This window comes from Amycolatopsis silviterrae (assembly GCF_042684085.1).
Lineage (GTDB): Bacteria > Actinomycetota > Actinomycetes > Mycobacteriales > Pseudonocardiaceae > Amycolatopsis > Amycolatopsis silviterrae.
This window is the reverse complement of the sequence record NZ_JBHUKS010000001.1, coordinates 79,935-103,000: the sequence shown is the minus strand read 5'-3', so window position 1 is coordinate 103,000 and position 23,066 is coordinate 79,935. Positions and strand designations below refer to the sequence as shown.

24 protein-coding genes are annotated in these 23,066 nt (G+C 71.6%); 20 read left to right on the top strand and 4 right to left on the bottom strand.

Going from position 1 to position 23,066, the window contains the following annotated elements; all coding sequences use genetic code 11:
• The 6 genes from murD (at position 1) to ACFSVL_RS00450 (ending at position 7,167) form a co-directional block, all read left to right on the top strand.
• Positions 1–1,407, top strand: coding sequence for a UDP-N-acetylmuramoyl-L-alanine--D-glutamate ligase (gene murD, locus ACFSVL_RS00475; RefSeq protein ID WP_378299246.1), 1,407 nt, complete (start codon positions 1–3; stop codon positions 1,405–1,407).
• On the top strand, positions 1,394–2,830 hold the full coding sequence (ftsW, locus tag ACFSVL_RS00470; RefSeq protein WP_378299244.1) for a putative lipid II flippase FtsW: 1,437 nt from the start codon (positions 1,394–1,396) through the stop codon (positions 2,828–2,830). The genes murD and ftsW overlap by 14 nt, the downstream gene beginning before the upstream one ends.
• A complete protein-coding gene (murG, locus tag ACFSVL_RS00465; protein ID WP_378299242.1) occupies positions 2,827–3,951 on the top strand; it encodes an undecaprenyldiphospho-muramoylpentapeptide beta-N-acetylglucosaminyltransferase in 1,125 nt (374 codons plus the stop codon). Before ftsW ends, murG begins: the two co-directional genes overlap by 4 nt.
• A complete protein-coding gene (gene murC / locus ACFSVL_RS00460; protein WP_378299240.1) occupies positions 3,944–5,362 on the top strand; it encodes a UDP-N-acetylmuramate--L-alanine ligase in 1,419 nt (472 codons plus the stop codon). Before murG ends, murC begins: the two co-directional genes overlap by 8 nt.
• Positions 5,359–6,222 carry a cell division protein FtsQ/DivIB gene (locus ACFSVL_RS00455; RefSeq protein WP_378299238.1) on the top strand — a complete coding sequence of 288 codons (864 nt, stop codon included), beginning with the start codon at positions 5,359–5,361 and terminating at the stop codon, positions 6,220–6,222. Before murC ends, ACFSVL_RS00455 begins: the two co-directional genes overlap by 4 nt.
• 111 nt (positions 6,223–6,333) lie before the next feature.
• Complete coding sequence (locus ACFSVL_RS00450) at positions 6,334–7,167, top strand: NAD(P)H-binding protein (protein ID WP_378299236.1); 834 nt, start codon at positions 6,334–6,336, stop codon at positions 7,165–7,167.
• Between the two features lie 435 nt (positions 7,168–7,602).
• Here the strand turns inward: ACFSVL_RS00450 and ACFSVL_RS00445 are convergent, their stop codons facing one another.
• The gene (locus ACFSVL_RS00445; protein WP_378299234.1) at positions 7,603–8,037 is read right to left on the bottom strand and encodes an OsmC family peroxiredoxin; all 435 of its coding nucleotides are present in this window, start codon (positions 8,035–8,037) and stop codon (positions 7,603–7,605) included.
• A gap of 112 nt (positions 8,038–8,149) precedes the next feature.
• Between ACFSVL_RS00445 and ACFSVL_RS00440 the strand changes: the two genes are divergently transcribed.
• Together ACFSVL_RS00440 and ACFSVL_RS00435 are read left to right on the top strand one after the other, a co-directional pair.
• Entirely contained in the window at positions 8,150–8,659 is a 510-nt protein-coding gene (locus ACFSVL_RS00440) for a DinB family protein (protein ID WP_378299232.1), read from the top strand.
• On the top strand, positions 8,656–9,099 hold the full coding sequence (locus tag ACFSVL_RS00435) for a mycothiol transferase (RefSeq protein ID WP_378299230.1): 444 nt from the start codon (positions 8,656–8,658) through the stop codon (positions 9,097–9,099). The genes ACFSVL_RS00440 and ACFSVL_RS00435 overlap by 4 nt, the downstream gene beginning before the upstream one ends.
• Here the strand turns inward: ACFSVL_RS00435 and ACFSVL_RS00430 are convergent.
• On the bottom strand, positions 9,086–9,865 hold the full coding sequence (locus ACFSVL_RS00430) for a DUF1295 domain-containing protein (protein ID WP_378299228.1): 780 nt from the start codon (positions 9,863–9,865) through the stop codon (positions 9,086–9,088). The genes ACFSVL_RS00435 and ACFSVL_RS00430 overlap by 14 nt on opposite strands.
• Entirely contained in the window at positions 9,862–11,100 is a 1,239-nt protein-coding gene (locus ACFSVL_RS00425) for a class I SAM-dependent methyltransferase (RefSeq protein ID WP_378299226.1), read from the bottom strand. Before ACFSVL_RS00425 ends, ACFSVL_RS00430 begins: the two co-directional genes overlap by 4 nt.
• Before the next feature lie 72 nt (positions 11,101–11,172).
• On the opposite strand from ACFSVL_RS00425, the gene ACFSVL_RS00420 reads away from it, so the two are divergent.
• The 11 genes from ACFSVL_RS00420 to ACFSVL_RS00370 all read left to right on the top strand — a co-directional run bounded on the left by ACFSVL_RS00420 (position 11,173) and on the right by ACFSVL_RS00370 (position 20,660).
• Complete coding sequence (locus ACFSVL_RS00420) at positions 11,173–12,444, top strand: NAD(P)/FAD-dependent oxidoreductase (RefSeq protein WP_378299224.1); 1,272 nt, start codon at positions 11,173–11,175, stop codon at positions 12,442–12,444.
• Positions 12,438–13,163, top strand: a complete 726-nt coding sequence (locus ACFSVL_RS00415; protein WP_378299378.1) for a DUF1365 domain-containing protein — start codon at positions 12,438–12,440, stop codon at positions 13,161–13,163. The genes ACFSVL_RS00420 and ACFSVL_RS00415 overlap by 7 nt, the downstream gene beginning before the upstream one ends.
• On the top strand, positions 13,156–13,749 hold the full coding sequence (gene sigK / locus ACFSVL_RS00410; protein ID WP_378299222.1) for an ECF RNA polymerase sigma factor SigK: 594 nt from the start codon (positions 13,156–13,158) through the stop codon (positions 13,747–13,749). The genes ACFSVL_RS00415 and sigK overlap by 8 nt, the downstream gene beginning before the upstream one ends.
• Entirely contained in the window at positions 13,746–14,507 is a 762-nt protein-coding gene (locus ACFSVL_RS00405) for an anti-sigma factor (protein ID WP_378299220.1), read from the top strand. Before sigK ends, ACFSVL_RS00405 begins: the two co-directional genes overlap by 4 nt.
• Positions 14,508–14,735: 228 nt before the next feature.
• Complete coding sequence (gene ftsZ / locus ACFSVL_RS00400; protein ID WP_378299218.1) at positions 14,736–16,052, top strand: cell division protein FtsZ; 1,317 nt, start codon at positions 14,736–14,738, stop codon at positions 16,050–16,052.
• Positions 16,053–16,505: 453 nt separating this feature from the next.
• A complete protein-coding gene (gene pgeF / locus ACFSVL_RS00395) occupies positions 16,506–17,219 on the top strand; it encodes a peptidoglycan editing factor PgeF (RefSeq protein ID WP_378299216.1) in 714 nt (237 codons plus the stop codon).
• Positions 17,216–17,959, top strand: a complete 744-nt coding sequence (locus ACFSVL_RS00390; RefSeq protein WP_378299214.1) for a YggS family pyridoxal phosphate-dependent enzyme — start codon at positions 17,216–17,218, stop codon at positions 17,957–17,959. The genes pgeF and ACFSVL_RS00390 overlap by 4 nt, the downstream gene beginning before the upstream one ends.
• Before the next feature lie 81 nt (positions 17,960–18,040).
• Positions 18,041–18,613, top strand: a complete 573-nt coding sequence (locus ACFSVL_RS00385) for a cell division protein SepF (RefSeq protein ID WP_378299212.1) — start codon at positions 18,041–18,043, stop codon at positions 18,611–18,613.
• Positions 18,614–18,728: 115 nt separating this feature from the next.
• Positions 18,729–19,001 (top strand): YggT family protein, encoded by a 273-nt coding sequence (locus ACFSVL_RS00380; RefSeq protein ID WP_037367937.1) that lies wholly within the window; start codon positions 18,729–18,731, stop codon positions 18,999–19,001.
• A 53-nt stretch (positions 19,002–19,054) separates the two neighbouring features.
• On the top strand, positions 19,055–19,906 hold the full coding sequence (gene wag31 / locus ACFSVL_RS00375) for a DivIVA-like cell division protein Wag31 (RefSeq protein ID WP_009080356.1): 852 nt from the start codon (positions 19,055–19,057) through the stop codon (positions 19,904–19,906).
• Between the two features lie 151 nt (positions 19,907–20,057).
• Positions 20,058–20,660 (top strand): hypothetical protein, encoded by a 603-nt coding sequence (locus ACFSVL_RS00370; RefSeq protein ID WP_378299210.1) that lies wholly within the window; start codon positions 20,058–20,060, stop codon positions 20,658–20,660.
• A 26-nt stretch (positions 20,661–20,686) separates the two neighbouring features.
• Here ACFSVL_RS00370 and ACFSVL_RS00365 read toward each other — a convergent pair whose 3' ends face one another.
• Positions 20,687–21,442 (bottom strand): ArsR/SmtB family transcription factor, encoded by a 756-nt coding sequence (locus tag ACFSVL_RS00365; protein WP_378299208.1) that lies wholly within the window; start codon positions 21,440–21,442, stop codon positions 20,687–20,689.
• A 64-nt stretch (positions 21,443–21,506) separates the two neighbouring features.
• Here ACFSVL_RS00365 and ACFSVL_RS00360 point away from each other — a divergent pair, with 64 nt between their 5' ends.
• Positions 21,507–22,856, top strand: a complete 1,350-nt coding sequence (locus ACFSVL_RS00360) for an MFS transporter (protein WP_378299206.1) — start codon at positions 21,507–21,509, stop codon at positions 22,854–22,856.
• The last annotated feature ends 210 nt before the right edge of the window (positions 22,857–23,066 follow it).

Sequence of the window (23,066 nt, the reverse complement as noted above, 5' to 3'; positions counted from 1 at the left end):
TTGGAGCTTGACGGCAAACACGTTCTGGTCGCGGGCGCGGGGGTCACCGGGAAGTCGGTCGTTCCCGTGCTGCGCGAGCTGGGCGCCCGGGTCACGGTCACCGACGGCAACGCAGACCGGCTCGCCGAGCTGGAAGGCCTGGACGCCGAGCTGGTCCCGGGCCTGACCGAGCCGCCCGCGGACACCGTGCTCGTGGTGACCAGCCCCGGCTGGCGGCCGACGTCGCCGCTGCTGGTCGCGGCGGCCGAGGCGGGCGCCGAGGTGATCGGCGACGTCGAGCTGGCCTGGCGGATCGGGCAGCTGCGCGAGCATCCGCCGGCGTGGCTGGTGATCACCGGCACCAACGGCAAGACGACCACGGTCGGGATGCTGGAGTCGATCCTGCGCGCGGCCGGCGCGGACGCGGTGGCCTGCGGCAACGTCGGCTATCCGGTGCTGGACGCGGTCCGCGGCGGGCATCAGGTGCTGGCCGTCGAGCTGTCGAGCTTCCAGCTGCACTGGTCGTCCACGATCGCGCCGGACGCTTCGGTGGTGCTGAACCTCGCCGAGGACCACCTCGACTGGCACGGCTCGATGGAGGAGTACGCCGCGGCGAAGGGCCGCGTGCACCACCGTTCCCGCGCCGTCGTGCACAACGTCGACGACCCGTGGTCCACGCGGATCGCCGAGGAGCACGCGCCGGACAGCGCCCGGCGGATCGGGTTCGTGCTCGACACGCCGCGCGCCGGCGAGCTGGGACTGGTCGAGGACCTGCTGGTGGACCGCGCTTTCGGGGCCGACCCGGAGACGAGCGCGGAGGAGCTGGCCGAGATCGCCGACGTCCGCCCGGCCGGCCCGCACAACCTCGCGAACGCGCTCGCCGCGGCCGCGCTGGCCCGGGCGCACGGGGTGACCCCGGAGTCGGTGCGGGCGGGGCTGCGCGCGTACGAGCCCGCGCCGCACCGCGCGGTGGAGGTCGCCGAGACCGGCGGAGTCCGGTACGTCAACGACTCGAAGGCCACCAACCCGCACGCCGCGCTCGGCTCGCTGCTCGCGCACGAAAGCGTGGTCTGGATCGCCGGCGGGCAGCTCAAGGGCGCGTCGGTGGACGAACTGGTCGCCGCGGTCGCCGGACGGCTGCGCGCCGCGGTGCTGCTGGGCGCCGATTCACCCGTGATCGAGGCCGCTCTCGCGCGACACGCGCCGGATGTCCCGGTCAACCGCCTCCTTCCGGGTGACGATGAGCCCATGACTGCGGCGGTGAATGCGGCCAGCGCCCTGGCTCGTCCTGGTGACGTGGTGCTGCTGGCGCCCGCCGCCGCCTCGCTGGACATGTTCGGCGGCTACGGAGCGCGCGGCGACGCGTTCGAAGCCGCGGTGCGTGCGCTGGCCGACGGCGCGGCGGGGGCGGCGGATGACGGTAGTTGACGGAGAGAAGCCCCGGCCGCGGCGCGTCCGCAAGGAAAGCCCGTTCGTCGCGCTCCGGACCGCGCTGACCGCCTGGCTTTCCCGCCCGCTGGCGTCGTTCCACCTGGTGCTGGCGCTGACCGGGATCCTCACCGTGATCGGCGCGGTGATGGTGCTGTCCGCGTCGTCGGTGGCCTCGTACAACCCGAAGACCGGCAGCGGCGTGTACGCGCTGTTCTTCCGGCACCTGATGTTCGTCGCGCTCGGCGGGATCGTGTTCTGGGTCGGGCTGCGGGTCCGGCTCGAGCGGATCCGCCGGATGTCGGCGACGCTGACGGTCCTCTGCCTCGGCCTGCTGATGCTGGTGCTGACGCCGCTCGGGTCGACGGTGAACGGCTCGCAGGGCTGGTTCAAGCTCGGCGTGTTCACCTTCCAGCCGGTCGAGGCGGCGAAGGTGGCGCTGGCCTTCTGGGGCGCGCACATCCTGGTGATCAAGTACAACGTGCTGCACCAGTGGCGGCATCTGCTGGTCCCGGTGGTGCCGGTGGCGCTGCTGATGTTCGCGCTGGTCATGCTGCAGCCCGACCTCGGCGGCACGATCACCCTCGCGGTGGTGCTGCTCGGCCTGCTGTGGTTCGCCGGCGCGCCGAAGCGGCTGTTCGGGGTGATCCTGGCCGGCGGCCTGAGCGGCGTGCTGGTGCTGGCGATCATCGCGCCCTACCGGCTCGCCCGGGTGATGTCGTTCCTGTCGCCGGACGCGGACACCTCGGCCGAGGGGTTCCAGGCGAACCAGGCCAAGCTGGCGCTCGCCGACGGCGGGCTGCTCGGCAAGGGGCTCGGGCAGGGCGCGTCGAACTGGGGCTACCTGCCGAACGTGCAGAACGACTTCATCTTCGCGCTCATCGGCGAGGAACTGGGCTTCGTGGGCTGCGCGGTGGTGCTGGCGCTGTTCGCCGGCGTCGCGGTGGTCGGCCTGCGCATCGCCACCCGCAACATCGACCCGTGGATCCGGATCGTCGCGGGCACGCTGACGGTGTTCCTCGTCGCGCAGGCGGCCATCAACATCGGCTACGTGGTGGGGCTGCTGCCGGTCACCGGCGTCACGCTGCCGCTGATCTCCTACGGCGGCACGTCGCTCGTGATCACCATGCTCATCATGGGCGTGCTGGCCAACGCCGCGCGGCACGAACCCGAGGCGGTGGCCGCACTGCGCTCGCACGGGCCGGGTAAATTCGGACGCCTGCTGCGGCTGCCCGCGCCCGATCCGTACCGCCCGCCGTCTCCCCGCAAGGGAACGCGCGGTTCGGGGAACGGGACCAGGGCGGCCCGGCCGGCGCCGCGTGCGGCCCGGCCCGCACCGGCACAGGAACGCCGCCGGTCGGCGCGGCGGACTACAGCGAACCGCGGTGCCCGGGGCACCGCGAACCGGAGAGGTCATTGGTGAGCAAGCCCGTCAAGGGAACCGAGCGGTCGGCAGCGGGCCGGGCGCCGGTCGTCGTGGTCGCAGGCGGGGGCACCGCCGGGCACATCGAACCCGCGCTCGCGCTGGCGGACGCCGTGAAGCGGCTGCGCCCGGACGCCGAGGTGGTCGCCCTCGGCACGGAACGCGGCCTGGAGAACAAGCTCGTGCCCGCGCGCGGGTACCCGCTGGAGCTGATCCCGCCGGTCCCGATGCCGCGCAAGCCGACGCCGGAGCTGCTCCGGCTGCCGCTGAAGGTGCGCGATTCGGTCCGCCGCACCCGCGAGGTGCTGGACCGGGTGCACGCGGACGTCGTGGTCGGCTTCGGCGGCTACGTCGCGCTGCCGGCGTACCTCGCCGCGCGCGGCCGGGTGCCGATCGTGGTGCACGAGGCGAACAAGTCGGCCGGGCTGGCCAACAAGGTCGGTGCCCGGTTCGCGTCCCGCGTGGCGGTCGCGGTGCCTGGCACGCCGCTGCCGAAGGCGGAGGTGGTCGGCATTCCGCTGCGCCGCTCGATCACGTCGCTGGACCGGGCCGCGCTGCGGGCCGAGGCTCGCGAGTTCTTCGAGCTGGACCCGGACGCGCCGACGCTGCTGGTGTTCGGCGGTTCGCAGGGCGCGGCGTCGATCAACTCCGCGATCTCCGGCGCGGCCAAGGACTTCGCCGAGGCGGGCGTCGGCGTGCTGCACGCGCACGGGCCGAAGAATTCCCTTGTGGTGCAAGAGTTTCCCGGCCGCCCGGCGTACGTGCCGGTGCCGTATCTGGACCGGATGGACCTGGCCTACGCCGCGGCGGACGCGGTGGTGTGCCGGTCCGGCGCGATGACCGCGGCCGAGGTGTCCGCGGTCGGGCTGCCCGCGGTGTTCGTCCCGCTGCCGCACGGCAACGGCGAGCAGGCGGTGAACGCCCAGCCCGCGGTCGACGCCGGCGCGGCGCTGATGATCGCCGACGCCGACCTCACCGCGGCAAAGGTCGCCGAGCTGGTGATCCCGCTGGTGACCGACGCCGACCGGGTCGCGCAGATGAGCGCGGCCGCGGTCGGGCTCGGCCACCGCGAGGCCGACGAGACCCTCGCCCGCATCGTTTTGGAGGCCGCCGGTGCCTGACACGCCCGAACTGCCCGCGCCGCTGCGCCGGGCGCACCTGATCGGGATCGGCGGGGCCGGGATGTCCGGTATCGCGCGGATCCTGCTCGCCCGCGGCGCGGCCGTGTCCGGGTCGGACGCCAAGGAATCGCGCGCGCTGCTGTCGCTGCGCGCGCAGGGTGCGACGCTGTTCGTCGGCCAGACCGCGGACAACCTCGCCGAGCTGGCCGAACCGCCGTCGGCCGTCGTGGTGTCGACCGCGATCAAGGAGACCAACCCGGAACTCGCCGCGGCCCGCGAACGCGGCATCCCGGTGCTGCACCGCGCGCAGGCGCTGGCCGGGCTGATGGCCGGGCACCGCGTCGCGTGCATCGCGGGCACGCACGGCAAGACGTCGACCACGTCGATGCTCACCGTCGCGCTGCAGAACTGCCGGATGGACCCGTCGTTCGCGATCGGCGGCGACCTCAACGAATCCGGGGCCAACGCGCACCACGGCGAGGGCGGCGTGTTCGTCGCGGAGGCCGACGAGAGCGACGGCTCCTTCCTTACGTATACGCCGTCGGTGGCGGTGGTGACGAACGTCGAGCCGGACCACCTCGACCACCACGGCACCGCCGAGGCGTACGTGAAGGTGTTCAGCGACTTCGTCGGGCAGATCGAGCCGGGCGGGCTGCTGATCGTGTGCGCCGACGACGAGGGCGCGGCCCGGCTGGGCGACGAGGCCGTCGCGGCCGGCGTGCGGGTGCGTCGCTACGGCCGTGCCGCTTCCGGCGAGGGCGACGTGCGCGTGCTGGACTACACGCCCGCGCCGGACGGCGGCGTCGTGCGGATCGCGCTGGACGGCGAAGAGCACGACCTGCGGGTCGCGGTGCCGGGGGAGCACATGGCGCTCAACGCGGTCGCCGCGCTGCTCGCCGGGCTCGAACTGGGCGCGCCGCTGGACGGCATGGCCGCCGGGCTCGCCGCGTTCGGCGGAGTGCGCCGGCGGTTCGAGTTCAAGGGCCGCGCGGGCGACGTCCGGGTGTACGACGACTACGCGCACCACCCGACCGAGGTGGCCGCGCAGCTGCGCGCGGTGCGTACGGCGGCGGGCAGCGGACGGGTCGTCGTGGTGTTCCAGCCGCATCTGTTCTCCCGTACGCAGACCTTCGCCGCCGAGTTCGCCGAAGCGTTGTCGCTGGCCGACGAGGTCGTGGTGCTCGACGTGTTCGGCGCGCGCGAGGAGCCGGTGCCGGGCGTGACCGGGGCGTTGATCGCCGACCGGGTCACCGTGCCGGTGCACTACCAGCCCGCGTTCGACGTGGCCGCCGGTCTCGTCGCGGACCTCGTGCGGCCGGGCGACCTCGCGGTCACCATGGGCGCGGGCGACGTGACGCAGCTGGGCCCGGAGATCCTGGCCGAACTGGACCGGAGGGCCGCGGGGGCATGACCGGGACCCGGCAGCGCCGTCGCTCGCCCGCGCCTCGCGCGGGCGAGGAGCAGCGTGCTGCCCTGGCCCGGGAACGGCGCGGGCGGCGGACCGAGGAGGAACGCCAGCGCACCCGTGCCCGCACCTCGGCGCGTTCGGGCCGCTCGAAGCGGGCCGCCGCGCGCAAGTCCCGGCCGACCCGCGGCAAGGAGATCCGCCGCCGCTGGGTGGCGCTGCTGACCGTGGTCACCTTGGCGGCGCTGGGATATCTGCTGTTCTTCAGCTCGCTGCTGTCGGTGAAGACGATCGAGGTGCAGGGCGCGAAAACGGTGTCGGCGGACCAGATCCGCGCGACCGCGCAGGTGCCGGCCGGGCAGCCGATGCTGCGGGCGGACGTCGACGGGATCCGCGACCGGGTGGCCCAGATGCCGGGCATCGCGACGGTCGACGTGTCCCGGTCGTGGCCGACGACGCTGGAGATCGCGGTGACCGAGCGGACCGCGATCGCGTTCTTCGACAGCGGCCCCGGCGGCGACGGCGTGCACCTGGTCGACGGGGGCGGCGTCGTGTTCAAGACGGTGAAGACCCGCCCGGCCGGGCTGCCGGAGCTGAAGCTGCCGAAGGTGTCGGTGGACGATCCGGTCACCCGCGCGGTCACCGCGGTGCTCGGGGTGCTGCCGGAGCAGTTGCTGAAGCAGACGAAGACGGTCACCGCGAAGACTCCGGCGAGCGTGGAGTTCACGCTCTCGACGGGCAAGACCGTGCGCTGGGGGAACGCGGAGAACACCGATCGCAAGGCGAAGGTGCTGGCCGCGCTGCTGACCCAGCAGGGGAAGATCTACGACGTTTCCGCGCCGGAGCTGCCGACCATCACCTCGTGAGTGGCAATCCCGGTTCTAACCGGGATTGCCACTCACGACCGCGGTGGTGGCGAGCCTTTCCCGTATGCCGTACGCTCGTTGTGTTCGTACGCCATACGAGAAGGTGGGGGCATGACGGTTCTGGTGACGGGTGCGACCGGCAACGTCGGACGGCTGGTGGTCGACGAGCTGGTGGCGCGCGGGGTTCCGGTGCGGGCGTTGACGGTGGATCCCGAACGGGCGGCGCTGCCCGACGGGGTCGAGGTGGTCGTGGGGTCGCTGGCCAAGCCCTCGACGCTGCCTGCCGCGCTGGACGGGGTCGACGCGGTGTATTTGGCACCGTATGCGCGGACTGTTTCGCGGTTTTGCGAGCTGGCTGCTTCGGCGGGGATTCGGCGGGTGGTCGCGTTGTCCGGGGCGAGTGTCGGGGATACGCATCCGGGGTCTAGTGGGCACGGGTTCGCCGCGGTGGAGGAGGCCGTCGAGGCGGCTGGGTTCGATCGGACTTTTTTGCGGCCCGGGGCGTTCATGATGAATTCGCTCGGGTGGGCGTGGTCGATCCGGGAGCGCGGGGAGGTTCGGGCGGCTTATCCCGGGGCTACGCAGACGCCGATTGATTTGGCGGATATTGCTGCGGTGGCGGGGCATGTGCTGAGCACGGACGGGCATGTCGGGAAGACGTATGTGCTGAGCGGGCCGGAGGGGATTTCTCTCGCGGAGATGGTCTCGGCTATCGGGGATGCGTTGGGGAAGACTGTGCCGTTTGTGGAGCTGACGCCGGAGGAGCAGACGGCGGAGTTGGTTGGGGCGGGGCTTCCGGAGGCTGTGGTCGGGTGGCTGCTGGGGATGTATGCGCAGACTTCTGAGCATCCGGAGGTGCCTACGGGGGTGGTGGAGGAATTGCTGGGGCGGCCTGGGGTTTCTTATGCCGAGTGGGCTAAGGGGAATGTTGCCGCGTTTTCCTGAGGGTTCAGGGAATGGTGCGTGGGGCACCCCGAAGCCTGATTGTGCTGACAGTTCGGGGGTGCTTGTCAAGGCGGGAAAGATGCCTTGACAAGCACCCCCGAACTGCAGGGAGGCTTCGTATCGGGGTGCGGGGGAGGGGCTGGGTGCCTCGCTGGCTTGGTGCTTTTGGTGGGGGTTGGGGCTTGCGCCCCAATGTGCCATTGGGTGCGTCCTGCGCAACCAACGCCACATTGGGTGCGTCACATGCACCCAATGCCACATTGGGGCGCTTCGGCGGGGCCCTGGTCCGTGAAGGACTCCTTGAGGGAATCTGAGTCCCGGAAGGGGTCCTTCACGGACTGGCCGGGGGTCGCCGGGGGGCGCCGAGGGTCGTGAGGGGAACCCTGGGGGAATCTGGGGCTGTGAGGGTTCCCCTCACGGAAAGCGCCGGGTCGGTCAGGCCAGGGCGGCGTCCAGGGTGATGGTGGTGCCGGAGAGGGCCTTGGACACCGGGCAGGTTTGTTCGGCGGTCTTGGCCAGTTCGGCGAATTGTTCCGCGGTCACGCCGTTCAGTTTCGCGCGCAGGGTGATGGCGATGCCGCTGATTTCGAAGCCGCCGCCTTGGGCCGGTCCCAGGGTTACTTCGGCGGAGACGTCGATGGATTCCGCTTCCAGGTTCTGGGACTCCAGCACGCCGGAGAGGTTCATCGCCAGGCAGCTGGAATGCGCGGCGGCGATGAGTTCCTCGGGGCTCGTCTGGCCGTCGGGGTCGCCCGCGCGGGTCGGGAAGGACACCTCGTACGTGCCGAGGTTCGACGAGTCGAAGGTGACCTCGCCCTTGCCTTTCTGCAGTCCGCCGGTCCAGTGGGTGGTCGCGTCGCGGCTGGGCATCGCTGTCTCCTCGAATCGGGGGTGTGCCGTCAGTCCTGAAGGTAGTGCACAATTACATTGTGTGCAAGTTATCTGCTGAAAACCGGTGGCCGGGTGGGGCAAACTACTACGCGTGACCGATGTTCCTGAACGTCCTGACCCGCCGATGGCGGGGGACGAACGCGCCCAGCTCGCCGGGTTTCTCGACTTTCTGCGCGCCAGCGTGGTGTGGAAGTGCTCCGGGCTCACCGACGAGCAGGCCCGGCGAGTTCACGTGCCCAGTGAGCTGACCACGATCGCCGGGTTGCTGTGCCATCTCACGCTGGTGGAGAACTACTGGTTCCGCGTCGTGCTGGACGGGCAGCCGGACGAATGGGCGGACCGGCTGGAGATCGACCGGGACGCGGAGTTCCGGGTCGCGCTGGAAGTGCCGATCGGGCAGCTGATCGCGGAGTACGAGGCCGAGGCCGAGAAGTGCCGGGCGGTGGTGGCGGCCCGGGAGTTCGACGACACGGTGCTGTTCAAGGGGGACAAACCGCTCACGGTGCGCTGGGTCGTCGCGCACATGATCGAGGAGACCGCGCGCCATCTCGGGCATCTTGACTTGCTGCGCGAGCTGACCGACGGTCTCACCGGGGAATGAGCCTCGATCGCGCACAGCTGGTCGACGATCTCGAACTGGTGCGCGCGACCGTGGCGTGGAAGTGCGCTGGGCTCACCGAGGAACAAGCCCGCTGGCCCGGCGAGGGGGTGACGGTCGCCGGGATTCTGTGGCATCTCACGTTGGTGGAGAACACCGCGTTCGACGTCGTGGTCACCGGGCTGCCGGACGGGTGGGCCAAGCGGCTCGAAGCCGGGCGGGAAGCCGCGCTGCTCGTCGGCTTGGACCTGCCGCTCGAGGAGTTGCTCAGCGATTACCGGGACAACGCGGAGCTGTGCCGCGAGGCGGTCGCGGCCCGGTCGTTCGACGATCCGGTGGGGTTCGACGGCGATCGGCTGCTGACCGTGCAGTCGGTGGTCGAGTACCTGCTCACCGAGACCTCGCGGCATCTTGAGCTGCTGCGCGAACTCACCGGCGACTGAGCTTCTTCGGGGGCAGCGGGACGAATCCGCTGGTGCGGGCCACGTAGTCGGCGTAGCCGGGGCGGGTCTGGCGCATGCCTTTCTCCAGCATCGGCTTGCCGGTGCCGCGGGCAAGGGTGAAGGTCATCGCGATCGGGGACAGGATCGTCGCCGCGCCCGGCCAGGTCGAGCAGGCCAGCAGGTACAGGCCCCACCAGACGCAGGCGTCGCCGAAGTAGTTGGGGTGGCGGGTGTAGCGCCAGAGGCCGGTGTCGAGGACTTTGCCGCGGCTGGCCGGGTCGGCGCGGAAGCGGCGCAGCTGCTCGTCGCCGATGGTCTCGAAGGCGAAGCCGAGCAGCCAGACCGCAACGCCGAGCCAGGCGGTGACGTCGAAACCCGTGCCGGACATGGCGAGTTGCACGGGCAGCGAGACGAACCACAGGACGACGGCCTGCATCAGGTACGTCCGCACGAAGATCCGGACGCCGGGGTTCGGTCCGGCCCGTTCGACGATCTGCTGGTAGCGCGGGTCTTCCGGCTTGCCGCGGTTGCGCAGGTGCAGGTGGACGGCCAGGCGGACGCCCCAGACGACGGTGAGCACGGCGGTGGTCAGGCGCAGGGCGAGCGGGGCCGTGCCGAAGGGGAACGAGACCACGGCTACGAGCGCGAAACCCAGGCCCCAGAAGGTGTCGATGGTGTCGTAGCGGCCGCGCAGGCGGGCGATGCCGAACGCGAGCGTCACTGCGGCCAGGGTGACTGCGGCGGTGAGGCCGAGCAGCGCGATCATGCCCACTCCCGGGTCCACGGCAGGCCGCTGCGGCCGTGCGCGTCGGGACGCACGGCGAGAATCTGGTCCACGCCCATGCGGTTCTCCTCGAACGCGAGTGCGCCGCCTGCCAGGTACAGCCGCCACACCCGGGCACCCGCCTCGCCGATCAGCGCGACGGCTTCGTCCCAGTGTTGTTCCAGGGTGTCTGCCCAGGCTCGCACGGTCGGGACGTAATGCTCGCGCAACGCGTGCACGTCGCGGATTTCGAAGCCGGCGGTTTCGAGGTGGCCGAGGGTGCGGCTGAGCGGGCGCATGGTCATGTCGGGGGCGATGTAGCGCTCGATGAAAGCGCCGCCGCCCGGGGCGACCGCTCCACGTGACATTTGCTGCAGCAGCAGTCTTCCGGTGGGTTTGAGCAGGCGGAACAGCGTGGCGGCGTAGCTCGGGTAGTTGTCTTCGCCGACGTGTTCGCCCATCTCGATCGAGGCTACGGCGTCGAAGCCGTCGCCAGCGAGTTCCCGGTAGTCCTGCCGGCGGACCTCGACGCGGTCGTCCAGATCGTGATGGGCCAAGCGGGTTTTGACGTGCTGCACCTGTTCGGCGGAGATCGTGACGCCGACGGCCTCGACGCCGTGGTGCTTGGCCGCGTGCACGAGCAGCGAACCCCAGCCGCAGCCGACGTCGAGCAGCCGCATGCCCGGGCGCAGGCCGAGTTTCCGGCAGATCAGGTCGAGTTTGTCGTGCTGGGCGCGAGCGAGATCGGCGTGCTCGGACCAGTAGCCGGACGAGTACGCCATCGAATCGTCCATGAGCAGCTGGTAGAAGGCGTTCGACAGGTCGTAGTGGTGCGAGATCGCCGACCTGTCCCGGCCGAGGCTGTGCAGCTTCCCGCGCAGCCGCGCTTCTTCCGCGGGCGGCTTCGGCGGCAGGCCGAGGACTCCGAGCCGGGCGGCCAGCCGGACGGCCTCGCCGAAGTCTTGCGCGGACAGCTGCGGTCGGTACGCCCAGATCCGCCGGAAGCCCTCGGTGAGATCGCCCTCGACGTCCAGGTCGCCCGAGACGTAGGCGCGAGCCAGGCCGAGTTCGCCGGGGGAGTACAGCAGCCAGCGCAGCGCGCGGCGGTTCTTCAGGACCACGGTCGGCCCGGCCGGTCCGGCCTGGTCCCCGTCCCAGGTGCGGACGGCCACCGGGAGCGGGCTGCCGAGGATGCGTTCGGCGAAGTCGGCGAGTCGGTGCGCTGCGGATTTCGGCATACCGGGGCTTCGGAGCCGACGATCGCGCGGATTGGCGCCAATCCGTCCGCGCGGCGGCTCCGAATCCTTTTCGTGCACCACACCACGGGACAACGCATCGCTGTCATCGGCAGCGGGGTCGCCGGCCTCACCGCCGCGTACCTGCTGCAGCGCCGCCACGAGGTTCTGCTGTTCGAGTCCGACGACCGGCTCGGCGGGCACGCCCACACCCACGACGTGCCGAGCGCGCACGGCGGGACGGTCGGCGTCGACTCCGGGTTCATCGTCCACAACGAGCGCACCTACCCGACGCTGCTGCGGCTGTTCGGCGAACTCGGCGTCCGCACCCGGGCGACCGAGATGTCGATGAGCATCCGCTGCGACGGCTGCGGCCTGCAATACGCCGGGGCGAAGGGCGTGCGCGGGCTGTTCGCGCAACGGAGCAACACCGTGTCGCGGCGGTATCTGCTCATGCTGGCCGAGGTGAAGCGGTTCCACCGGCACGCCGAACGGCTGCTGGTCCGCGCCGACGCCGGGGACGTTCCGCTCGGCGCGTTCCTGGCGATCGGCGGGTACTCGCGGTATTTCGTGGACCATTTCGTGCTGCCGCTCGTTTCGACGGTCTGGTCCGCCGATCGCACCGACACCATGCAGTATCCGGCGCGGTATCTCTTCGAATTCCTGCGCAACCACGGAATGCTCACCGTGCGGAATTCGCCGACCTGGCGGACGGTGGTCGGCGGTTCGCGGGAGTATGTCGAGCGAGCGGCGAAGCAGCTGACCGCCGTGCATTTGTCCACCCCGGTCCGCGCGGTCCGGCGGACCGCACGCGGGATCGAGGTGCGCGATGATGCCGATACCGCGCACCGGGTCGACCGGGTCGTGGTCGCCACCCATGCCGATCAAGCGTTGCGGCTGTTGACCGATCCCACCGCGGCAGAACAGGAACTGCTCGGCGCCTTCCGCTATTCGCGCAACGAAGCCTGGCTGCACACCGACCCCGCCGTGCTGCCGACGGTGCCCGCCGCGAGGTCCTCGTGGAATTACCGGACGCCCGATTGCGGAGCCGATCTACAGGCTGTCCAAGTCACCTACGACCTGAATCGGTTGATGGGCCTCGACGAAGCGACGACTTACGCGGTCACTCTTAACCCGGGCGCTGGCCTCGATGCCGCCGCGGTGGTGGCGAAAATGTCCTACGAGCATCCGATCTACACGCCGGAATCGGTTGCCGCGCAACGCCGTCTGACCGAGTTGAACGACGGCGTGATCGCTTATGCCGGGGCTTACCAAGGCTGGGGATTCCACGAGGACGGCTGTTCCTCCGGCGTCCGCGCCGCAGCCAGTTTCGGGGTGACCTGGTGACCGCCCTTTACGACGCCACCGTCGCCCACGTGCGCCGAGCCGACCCGCCGTACTCCTTCGCGCACCGGATGTACCTGTGGCTGACCGATCTCGACCACCTGCCGCGCCTGCCGTGGTGGCTCCGGCCGTTCGCGCGCTTCGACGGCCGCGATCACTTCAGCCGGACTGAACCCGGCGACATCCGGTCGAAACTGGACGCCTGGCTCGCGCACCGCGGGGTGGACTTGCGCGGCGGGCCGGTGACGATGCTCGCGTCGGCGCGCGTTCTGGGGTACGTGTTCAACCCGATCACCGTGTACTGGTGCCACACGCCGGACGGCGCGCTCGCCTGCGTGGTCGCCGAGGTGCACAACACCTACGGCGGCCGCCATGCCTACCTGCTCCGGCCCGGTGAAGACCTGCGGGCGGACAAGGAGTTCTACGTGTCGCCGTTCCAGGAGATGGCGGGGGAGTACCGGATGCACCTGCCGCGCCCGGACGCGCTGCTGGCGCTGACCGTCGTCCTGCATCACGACGGCGACGCCGCGCTGACCGCTACGCTGCGAGGTGTCCGCCGTCCGGCCGGGGCACGCACGCTCGCGCGGTTCCTGCTGGGCCGCCCGCTGCAACCACAGCGTGTCGCCGCGTTGATCCGTCGACACGGGCTCGCGCTGTGGCGGCGCCGGGCCCCGCTCGCCGCCCGGACCGGACAGAACACGGCAGGAGCCCTCCATGGATGAGAGCGCACGCCCGGCCGACCGGCTCTCGGCGGTGCCCTCGACGAGCGCCGAGGACCTGATGGCGCTGGTCGCCAAGGGGGACGAACGCGCCTTCGAACGGCTCTACGACCAGCTCGCCGGTCCGGTTTACGGGCTCGTCCGCCGCATCGTGCGGGACCCCGCGCAGTCGGAGGAGGTCGCGCAGGAGGTGCTCGTGGAGCTGTGGAAGACCGCGACGCGCTACTCGCCGGCGAAGGGGAGCGTCCTGAACTGGGCGATGACGCTCGCGCACCGCCGCGCGGTCGACCGGGTCCGGTCCGCGCGGGCGAGCACCGAACGCGAGCGGAAAGCGACCTTCGAGGCCGCGCGCGGACGGCCGTTCGACGAGGTCGCCGAATCCGTCGCGACCCGGCTGGAGCGCTCGCAGGTGCGCCGCTGCCTGAAGACGCTGACCGAACTGCAGCGGGAATCCGTGCTGCTGGCCTACTACCAGGGCTACACCTATCGCGAGGTCGCCGACGTGCTGGACACGCCGCAAGGGACCGTCAAGACCAGACTGCGCGACGGGTTGATCCGGCTGCGCGACTGCTTGGGGGTGACGGCGTGAGCAGTCCGGACATGCACACCTTGGCCGGTGCGTACGCGCTCGACGCGCTGTCGGAGGTCGAGCGGGCCCAGTTCCGCCGTCACCTCGAACAGTGCGACGCCTGCGCGCAAGAAGTGCGGGAACTGCGCGAGACCGCGGCCCGGCTCGGTGCGGCGATGGACGAGCAGCCGCCGCCGGGGCTCAAGGACCGGGTGCTCGCCGACATGCGCACGACGCGTCAGCTGCCGCCGCGGACCGGCTCCGGGGAGCCACGGGCCCGCGGCCCGCGCCGATGGCCGATGCTGATCGCCGCCGCGGCCGCCGTCGTCGGGCTCGCCCTGGCCGGCGTGTTCGGCGGGATCGCGCTGCACACCAGCAGCCAGCTCACCTCCGCACAGTCCGAATTGGACGCCGCGCGCGAGCGGTACCTGCCGGTGGCCGAGCTGCTCGCCGCGCCGGACAGCCAGACCTCGCACGTCGCTTCGCCGCGCGGAGGCGGCGGGACCGTGGTGGTTTCGCGGAAGCTGGACCGCGCGATGTTCATGCAGTCCGGGCTGCCGCCGGTCCAGCCGGGCCAGGTGTACGAGGCCTGGCTGATGGGCCCGGACCTCGCGCCGCGCCCGGCCGGTCTGCTGCCGGGCGGGCCGTCGGGTTCGCTGGTGGTGGCGGACGGGCTGGCCGGTGCGCAGCAGTTCGCGGTGAGCGTGGAACAGGCCGGGGGATCGCCGTCGGGGAAGCCGTCGAAGGACGTGGTGCTGGTCGCTTCGGTGCCCGCATAGCAGACCGCGCGCCGGGCCCGGCGGCGGGTTCCGGCCTTGCGCGCGGCTTCGCGTTGTGGCAAAACACCTTTGCCGCTCACGGCGTGGCTACTGGATTAGAGCTTGCGCGGCGCCTACCGTCCTGCCTTGACGCCGGTGGTTGACATAACTCTCACTCTCGGGTTGAGGTTGAGGGTTTCCGGCCCCGGCGGGCGGCATGTGCACATCACGATCAGGAAGGCGGACCCGATGACGCCCCCGCACAACTACCTTGCGGTGATCAAGGTCGTCGGCATCGGCGGCGGCGGCGTGAACGCCGTGAACCGGATGATCGAGGTCGGCCTCAAGGGTGTCGAGTTCATCGCGGTGAACACCGACGCCCAGGCACTGCTCATGTCCGACGCCGACGTCAAGCTCGACATCGGCCGGGAACTCACCCGCGGACTCGGCGCCGGAGCCGCCCCCGAGGTGGGGCAGAAGGCGGCCGAGGACCACCGCGAGGAAATCGAAGAGGTCATCAAGGGCGCCGACATGGTGTTCGTGACCGCGGGCGAGGGCGGCGGCACCGGCACCGGCGGCGCGCCGGTCGTCGCGCAGATCGCCCGCAAGCTCGGCGCGCTCACGATCGGCGTGGTCACCCGCCCGTTCACCTTCGAGGGCAAACGCCGCGGCAAGCAGGCCGAGGACGGCATCCAGCAGCTGCGCAACGAGTGCGACACGCTGATCGTCATCCCGAACGACCGGCTGCTGCAGCTCGGCGACATCGGCGTGTCCCTGATGGACGCGTTCCGCTCCGCCGACGAGGTGCTGCTGTCCGGTGTCCAGGGCATCACCGACCTGATCACCACGCCGGGCCTGATCAACCTGGACTTCGCCGACGTCAAGAGCGTCATGTCCGGCGCGGGCTCCGCGCTGATGGGCATCGGCTCGGCGCGCGGCGAGGGACGGGCGATACAGGCGGCGGAGAAGGCGATCAACTCGCCGCTGCTGGAAGCGTCGATGGACGGGGCGCACGGCGCGCTGCTGTCCATCGCGGGCGGATCGGACCTCGGGCTGTTCGAGATCAACGAGGCCGCGTCGCTCGTGCAGGAATCGGCGCATCCGGACGCGAACATCATCTTCGGGACGATCATCGACGACTCCCTCGGCGACGAGGTCCGCGTCACGGTGATCGCGGCAGGCTTCGACGCCGGCGCGCCCACGCACAAGAAGCTCGACCCGCCCGCGTTCGGCGGCAAACAGGGCAACGGCACCGCGTCCGCCTCGGCGGGCCAGGTCGGCGGCGGCCAGTCTCCGCAGTCCCCGCCGCAGACCGGGGCCACGCCGGTGCCGCCCGCGGGCAGCTCCGGCTACCCGGTGGCTCCGCCGCGGACGCCGCCGTCGGGCCTGCCGCAGCCGGGCACCGGCACCCCGCCGGGCGGCCTCCCGCAGCCGGGCGGCGGCACGCGGGGGTATTCGCCGATCGGTTCGGGCTCCGCGACGGGCGGTCTGCCGAGCCGTCCGACGACGGTGCACGACGACCCGACCGACGACGACGTGGACGTGCCGCCGTTCATGCGGCGGTAACTCCAGGCTTTCCGGCAACGGCCGTCCCGACTCGTTCGGGGCGGCCGTTGCTGTGTTCCCGGGGGCCTCGTGAGTGTTTATGCCGGTTAGAACCGGGATTGCCACTCACGAGAACCCGGCCACGCTGCCCACTCGCGCGGGCGCGTGTGCGGGCGTAGGGGCACGGCAGCCGCAGGGCATGGTGGCTCAGCTGCGGGCGCAGGCGCAGGGCGTGGTGGCGCGGGCGGGGTGCGTGGCGCAGCGTCGGGAGCGTGCGGCGGGCGGGGTGGCTGGGCAGGGCTCGTGAGTGGCAATCACGGTTAGAACCGGGATTGCCACTCACGAGCCCTCGGCCGCGCACGGAACCTCCGGCTCTCGGCGCGCCCTCGTGAGCGCGGGCGCCGGTGAGAACCGGCGCCGACACTCACCAGACTCCGCCCGGGCAGCCGCCGCGGTTTTTGGCAGGATGGCGGGGTGCGAGTACGACGAGTCGTCACGACCAGGGCGGGCGGGGCTTCCCGGCCGCCGTACGAGAGTTTCAACCTCGGCGACCACGTCGGCGACGACGCGGGCGACGTCTACGCCAACCGCAAGCGGCTGGCCTCGGAACTCGGCCTCGCCGAGGACCGGCTGGCCTGGATGGAGCAGGTGCACGGCCGCACCGCGACCATCGTGGACGGCACCGAGACCTCGGCCGCCGAAGCCACCGACGCGCTGGTGACCGACCGGCCGGGCGTCGCGCTCGTGGTGCTGGTCGCCGACTGCGTGCCGGTGCTCATGGCGGACCTGGAGGCCGGTGTCGTCGCCGCGGTGCACGCGGGCCGGGTCGGCGCGCGGGTCGGCGTGCTGCCCGCCGCGCTGGACGCGATGCGCGAGCTGGGGGCCGAACCGGGCCGTGTCGAGGCGTTGCTGGGCCCGGCCATCTGCGGCGACTGCTACGAGGTCCCGGCCGCGATGGCGGCGGACGTCGAGAAGCATCTGCCCGGCAGCGCCAGCAAAACGCGCAAGGGCACCGCTGGTCTGGACCTGCGCGCCGGGCTCTGGCAGCAGCTGGCCGACCTCGGCGTCGGGCGCGTCGGCGCGGATCCGCGGTGCACCGCCGAGGACAAGACGCTGTTCAGCTACCGCCGGGACGGCACCACCGGCCGGATCGCCGGCATCACGTGGCTGGAAGAGGAGAAGGCGTGACCGAGGACCCGGCGGAGAAGCGGCGGGCGGAGCTGGCGGCGTCGCTGGCCGCGGTCGAGGAGCGCATCGCGAACGCCTGCGCGGCGGCCGGGCGGTCCCGCGACGAGGTGCGGCTGCTGGGCGTCACCAAGACCTTCCCGGCGTCCGACGCCGCGCTGCTGACCGACCTCGGGCTGCGGAACCTCGCCGAGAACCGCGACCAGGAAGCCGGGCAGAAGGCGGCCGAGGTCGCCGAACTGCGCCCGGAGGCCGCGCCGCGCTGGCACATGGTCGGGCGGCTGCAGCGGAACAAGGCGCGGTCGGTCGTGCGCTGGGCGGAAGAGGTCCAGTCGGTCGACTCGGTGCGGCTCGCCGACGCGCTCGCCCGCGCGGTCGCCGCCGCGCAGGAGGCGGGGGAGCGGACCGGACCGCTCGACGTATTGGTCCAGGTGAGCCTGGACGGAGACGTCGCGCGCGGCGGAACCCTCCTGGAGGACGTCGACGCGCTCGCCGACCGCATCGCCCACACGGGGGAGCTGCGGTTGCGTGGCGTGATGGCCGTGGCCCCGTTAGGGGAGGACCCGGGCACGGCTTTTGCCCGGCTGGCCCTCGCGGCGGAAAGAGTTCGCGCCCGGTATCCGGAAGCGGCTGACGTGTCCGCCGGAATGAGCCATGATCTGGACCAGGCGATCCGGCACGGCTCGACGTGTGTGCGTGTCGGAACCGCGTTGCTCGGCGGGCGCGGTTTAGCCTCGCCGTAGGGAGTCCGCCCGGTGGTCACGTTTCGTGTCCGGCCGGGCGGGGCACAACGGTGCGGGAGCGGCAAGGGCTAGGGAGAGGCTATGAGCGCGCTGCAGAAGCTGAAGGCCTACTTCGGGATGGTGCCCGCGGACGAAGACGGCTACGACGACGGTTACGACGAGTACGACGACGGCTACGACCAGCCGCCTGCCCGGTCCCGGGCCCGCTACCGCGACGTCGACGACAGCTACGACGAGCCGGCCGCGCGGGTGCGGTCGCGTTCGATGGCGGCCGAGCCGGCCACGCACGGCGCGCTCGCCGTGGACCGCCAGCCGGAGCCGGTCGCCCGGCTGCGGCCGGTCGCCGAACCGGTCGCCGCGCCGGTCCGGGACCCGCTGAGCCGGATCACGACGCTGCACCCCACGAGCTACATCGAGGCGCGGGCGATCGGCGAGCACTACCGCGAGGGCATCCCGGTGATCATCAACCTCACCGAGATGGAGAACGCGGACGCCAAGCGGATCGTGGACTTCGCGGCGGGGCTCGCGTTCGCCGTGCGGGGGTCGATGGACAAGGTCACCAACAAGGTGTTCCTTCTCTCACCGCCGGACGTCGACGTGACCGCCGAGGACCGCAGGCGGATCGCCGAGGGCGGATTGTTCCTGCGCGGGTGATCGCCGCCGGACCGCTGGGCGCAGCCAGACGTGATTTAGTCGACTATGTCGCCGCTGGGGCGGCTAGTCGCGCCCAATCCGGCCGTCCCCCGCTAGAGTGGTCGCCGTGAATGCTGTGTGGCTTGCGATCTGGTACGTGCTGTTTGCCTTCTGGCTGCTGCTCACGGCCCGGATCGTGGTCGAGCTCGTGCGGACCTTCGCGCGAGAATGGCGTCCCGCCGGAGGGGTTGCGGTGACGCTCGAGACCATCTACACAGTGACCGACCCGCCGGTGCGGTTGTTCCGCAGGATCATTCCGATGGTCCGGATCGGCGGCGTAGGACTGGACTTGTCGATTATGGTGCTGCTGTTGGTTGTGTTCTTCGCGATGCAACTGACACCCAGGTGATCGGGGAAAACCCGGGTGTGTCCTGCAGGCCATGGAGTGCGTGAGGTGATCTGATGTCGTTGACCCCCGCTGACGTGCATAACGTCGCGTTCAGCAAGCCGCCCATCGGCAAGAGGGGCTACAACGAGGACGAGGTGGACGCGTTCCTCGACCTGGTGGAGACCGAGCTTGCCCGGTTGATCGAGGACAACAACGAGCTGCGGCAGCAGGTGGAGCAGCTCGACGCCGAGCTGGAGTCGACCCGCTCCGAGCTGGAGAACGCGAAGGTCGCCGGCCCGCCGCCGGGCCGCGACCCCGAGCCGTCGCGGCGGCTCGCCCCGGTGCCGCCGCCCGCCTCGGCGATGGAGCAGACCCAGGCGCACTCGATGGTCCCGGACAGCGGCGAGCCGAACGTGCAGGCCGCCAAGGTCCTCGGCCTCGCGCAGGAGATGGCCGACCGGCTCACCGCCGAGGCGAAGACCGAGTCCGACGGGATGCTGGCGGAGGCGCGGACCAAGTCCGAGCAGCTGCTGTCCGACGCCAGGGCGAAGTCCGACTCGATGGTGAACGAGGCGCGCACCCGCGCCGAGACCATGCTGAACGACGCGCGCACGCGTGCCGAGACGCTGGAGCGCCAGGCGCGCGACAAGGCGACCACGATGGAACGCGAGTCGCAGCGCAAGTACACCGAGACGATGAACAACCTGAACGCCGAAAAGGGCGCGCTGGGCAAGAAGATCGAAGAACTCCGCACGATCGAGCGCGAATACCGCACCCGGCTGCGCGGATTCCTCGAATCCCAGCTGCGTGAGCTGGACGACCGCGGTTCCGCGGCCCCGGCGTCGGCGTCCTCCGGGTCGAGCCAGTCCTCGACCGGAAGCAGCGGCCAGGGCTACTCGTTCGGCCCGCGCGCCGAGGCAGGCTGACCCACCGCCGTACGCACCCCGCCGGATGACCTTCCGACCCGGCGGGGTTTCGGCGTGTCCGGATCCGGTCCCGCCACGGTGGGGAACCGGCGCGGTACGCCGCGTGGGCGGGTCGCACCCGGAAACCGGGCGGCCCGTGTTGTAATTCAGCGTGCTCTACATCGTCCTTCTTCTGGTGCTGGCGGCTCTCGGGCTGCTCGTCACGGCCCTCGTCACGGGCACCTCGCTGTGGGCCTGGGTTTCCATCGGCCTGTCCGTGCTCGCCGGGCTGCTCCTGCTCGTCGACTGGCTGCGCCGCCGCAAGCGCGCGGACGCCGAGCCGGATGCGGATTCCGGCTCGGGAGAGGACGCGGACCCGGCGGAGGAGAAGGACGAGGAAGCTCCGGCCGAGGAGGACGCCGAGCAGACCGCGCTGCTTCCCGCGACGGGCGAGCTGGGCGATCCGGCGGACGTGCCGGAACCGGAGGAAACCGCGAAGCCGGGCCCGGAAAGCGAGCCCAAGTCCGAGGCGAAGGCGGTGCGCGACACCCCGCCCGGCGTCGAGGAGACCGCGCCGGAGGACCTCGAGGTGGTCAAGGAACTCGAGGACGAGGTCGTGGTCGTCGACGAGTACCCGCGCTACCACCTGGTGGACTGCGGCTGGCTGTCCGGCCGCGACACGATCCCGATCGGCGTCGGCGAGGCGCGGCAGCTCGGCTTCACGCCGTGTGCGCGGTGCGGTCCGGACGCGGTGCTGGCCGCGGCGCATCGCTGACGGCCTCGTGAGTGGCAATCACGGTTCTAACCGTGATCAACACTCACGACCCCCAGCACCCGCTCCAGCACTGTCGCCCCGCTTTCGGTGAGCCGCACCGCCCGATGCGCCTTCGCACGCGGCCGCACCCACCCCGCGTCCAGGAACCGTCGCGTGACCGCCGCGCCCAGCGCCCCCGCGAGGTGATGGCGCTGCTCCGTCCAATCCAGACAAAACCGCAGCAGCGGACGGCGGCCCTCGGCAGCAGCCGCGACATCCACGCCTAAGGCGTCGAACACGTCGTTGGCGGTGGGACCCAGCACGTACGGATGTTCTTGCAGCTGCGAGGAAATCCGGTCGCTGGCTCGTCGCTGAGTAGTCGGGTCACCGTCCACAGTGGCTAGTGCGCCGCGGTCGAGCAGAGCCGCGGTGACAGTCACGCCGAGCCGTCCGGCGACGTGGTCGTAGCACAATCTCGCCGTGCGCAAGGCTTCCGCGCGGGTGCCTTCCCGCAGCGAGCGCACCGGGCGCGCGGGGGAGTGCCGGGCGAGCGCCTCCAGCAGCTCCGGGGCCGCACCGGCGATCCGGTAAAACCGGTGCCTGCCGGACTTTTCCGCCGTCACCAGGCCCGCCGCCAGCAGTTTCGACAGATGTGCGCTCACCCCCTGCGCGGTCAGGCCCGCTTCGCCGGCCAGCACGGACGCGGCCAGCGACCGGCCGTCCGCCAGCGCCATCAGCACCCGGACCCGCGCCGGATCGGCGAACAGCGCGGCGGTGCGCGCGATGTCGGCGTCTCCTTCCATGCGTCCAGGATGCCCCCGGCACACTTCCATCGCGACGGAAGCGTCCCCGGGGTCTGCTGGACCCATGCGCACCGCGATCTTGTTCACCATGTGCGCCGGGATGTTCCTGGTGCAGCTCGACGTCACCGTCGTCAACGTCGCTCTTCCCACCCTCGGCAGCGAACTGCACGCGGGCGTTCCGCAGCTGCAGTGGGTGGTGGTCGGGTATTCGGTCGTGCTCGCCGCGCTGCTGCTGACCGGGGGTGCGCTCGGGGATGTCCTCGGGCATCGCGGGGTGGTGCTGACCGGGCTGGCGGTCTTCGGGGCCGCTTCGGCGGCGTGCGGGCTGGCGCAGTCGGCGGGCTGGCTGGTCGCGGCTCGCGCGGTGCAGGGCGTCGGGGCGGCGTTGGTGCTGCCGGGCACGATGGCGGTCATCACCGGGACGTTCTCCGAGCCTGCGGAACGCGCCCGGGCGCTGGGGGTCTGGGCCGGGATTTCGGCGCTCGCCCTGCCTGCCGGGCCGTTGCTGGGCGGGATTCTCGTGCAGACGGCCGGGTGGCGGCCGGTGTTCTGGCTGAACGTGCCGATCGTGGCCGCGGCGGCCGTCGCGACTCGCCGGCTGGTGCCGCCGGACGTCCGGAAACCGGGCCGGGTGGACGTTCCCGGCGCGGCGACCGCGGCCCTGGCCCTCGGCTCCGGCGTGTACGCGGTGATCGCGAAGACGCCGTGGATCGGGCTGCTCGCGGTGGCGGCGGCAGTGGCGTTCGTGGTCGTGGAACGGCGCTCCGCCGAACCGATGCTGCCGTTGCCGCTGCTGCGGTCCCGGCAGACGGCGGGCGCGAACCTGGTGTCCGCGGCGATGAACTTCGTCGGCCTCGGTTCGGTGCTGGTGTTCACGCTCTACCTGCAGGACGTCCTCGGCGCGGACCCGATCGCCGCGGCCGTCGCGGTGGTGCCGATGTTCGTCCCGATGGTGCTGCTCGGGCCGGTCTCGGGACGGCTCACCGCGAGATTCGGCCCGCGCCCGCAGATCTTGGCCGGGCTCGTGCTCGGCGCGGCGGCGATGCTGAACCTGCTGCGGATCGGGCCCGGCAGCGGGTACGGCACGCTGCTGCCGACGCTGCTCGTGCTCAGTGTCGGCATGGGACTCCTGACCGCCGCTGTGGTGACCGCGGCGGTGGCCGACGCGCCGGGGGAGCGCGCGGGCATCGCGGGCGGCATCAACAACGCGGCGCGACAGGCGGGCGGTGCGCTCGGAGTGGCGGTTTTCGGCGCGGTGGCGGGAGAACCGGCGGCGCGCGCGGCGTTCGTGCACGGCCTGCACCTGCTCGGGTTCGCCTCGGCCGGACTGTGGCTCGCGGCCGCGGTGCTCGCGGCGGCGACGGTGCACAGCCGGGGCAGGCGGAAAGCGACTTGCGGCGACGAGTTAATCTGAAGACAGCAAGGCGTCGATCCGGCCATCACCGGGGAGCCTCCGGAAGAACCGGGCGTTCGCCGCCCGCAGTAGAACCGGACGGGTGCGGCCCGTGACAGCCGCGCGACGAGTGGCCCGGGAGCAGTGCGCCGGGCAAGCGGGGTGGTACCGCGTGACGCGCGAGCGTCTCGTCCCCGTGTGGGCGGCCGCCGGTCGCCCGTACGAGCGACG

Bases quoted from the DNA above. Each gene is read 5' to 3' on its own strand.
- ACFSVL_RS00445 (WP_378299234.1), bottom strand. From the start codon at position 8,037: ATGCCCAGCCGCGACGCGACCACCCACTGGACCGGCGGACTGCAGAAA.
- ACFSVL_RS00385 (WP_378299212.1), top strand. From the start codon at position 18,041: ATGAGCGCGCTGCAGAAGCTGAAGGCCTACTTCGGGATGGTGCCCGCG.
- ftsW (WP_378299244.1), top strand. From the start codon at position 1,394: ATGACGGTAGTTGACGGAGAGAAGCCCCGGCCGCGGCGCGTCCGCAAG.
- sigK (WP_378299222.1), top strand. From the start codon at position 13,156: ATGGATGAGAGCGCACGCCCGGCCGACCGGCTCTCGGCGGTGCCCTCG.
- ACFSVL_RS00455 (WP_378299238.1), top strand. From the start codon at position 5,359: ATGACCGGGACCCGGCAGCGCCGTCGCTCGCCCGCGCCTCGCGCGGGC.
- ftsZ (WP_378299218.1), top strand. From the start codon at position 14,736: ATGACGCCCCCGCACAACTACCTTGCGGTGATCAAGGTCGTCGGCATC.
- wag31 (WP_009080356.1), top strand. From the start codon at position 19,055: ATGTCGTTGACCCCCGCTGACGTGCATAACGTCGCGTTCAGCAAGCCG.
- ACFSVL_RS00435 (WP_378299230.1), top strand. From the start codon at position 8,656: ATGAGCCTCGATCGCGCACAGCTGGTCGACGATCTCGAACTGGTGCGC.
- ACFSVL_RS00360 (WP_378299206.1), top strand. From the start codon at position 21,507: ATGCGCACCGCGATCTTGTTCACCATGTGCGCCGGGATGTTCCTGGTG.
- ACFSVL_RS00450 (WP_378299236.1), top strand. From the start codon at position 6,334: ATGACGGTTCTGGTGACGGGTGCGACCGGCAACGTCGGACGGCTGGTG.
- ACFSVL_RS00365 (WP_378299208.1), bottom strand. From the start codon at position 21,442: ATGGAAGGAGACGCCGACATCGCGCGCACCGCCGCGCTGTTCGCCGAT.
- ACFSVL_RS00425 (WP_378299226.1), bottom strand. From the start codon at position 11,100: ATGCCGAAATCCGCAGCGCACCGACTCGCCGACTTCGCCGAACGCATC.
- ACFSVL_RS00430 (WP_378299228.1), bottom strand. From the start codon at position 9,865: ATGATCGCGCTGCTCGGCCTCACCGCCGCAGTCACCCTGGCCGCAGTG.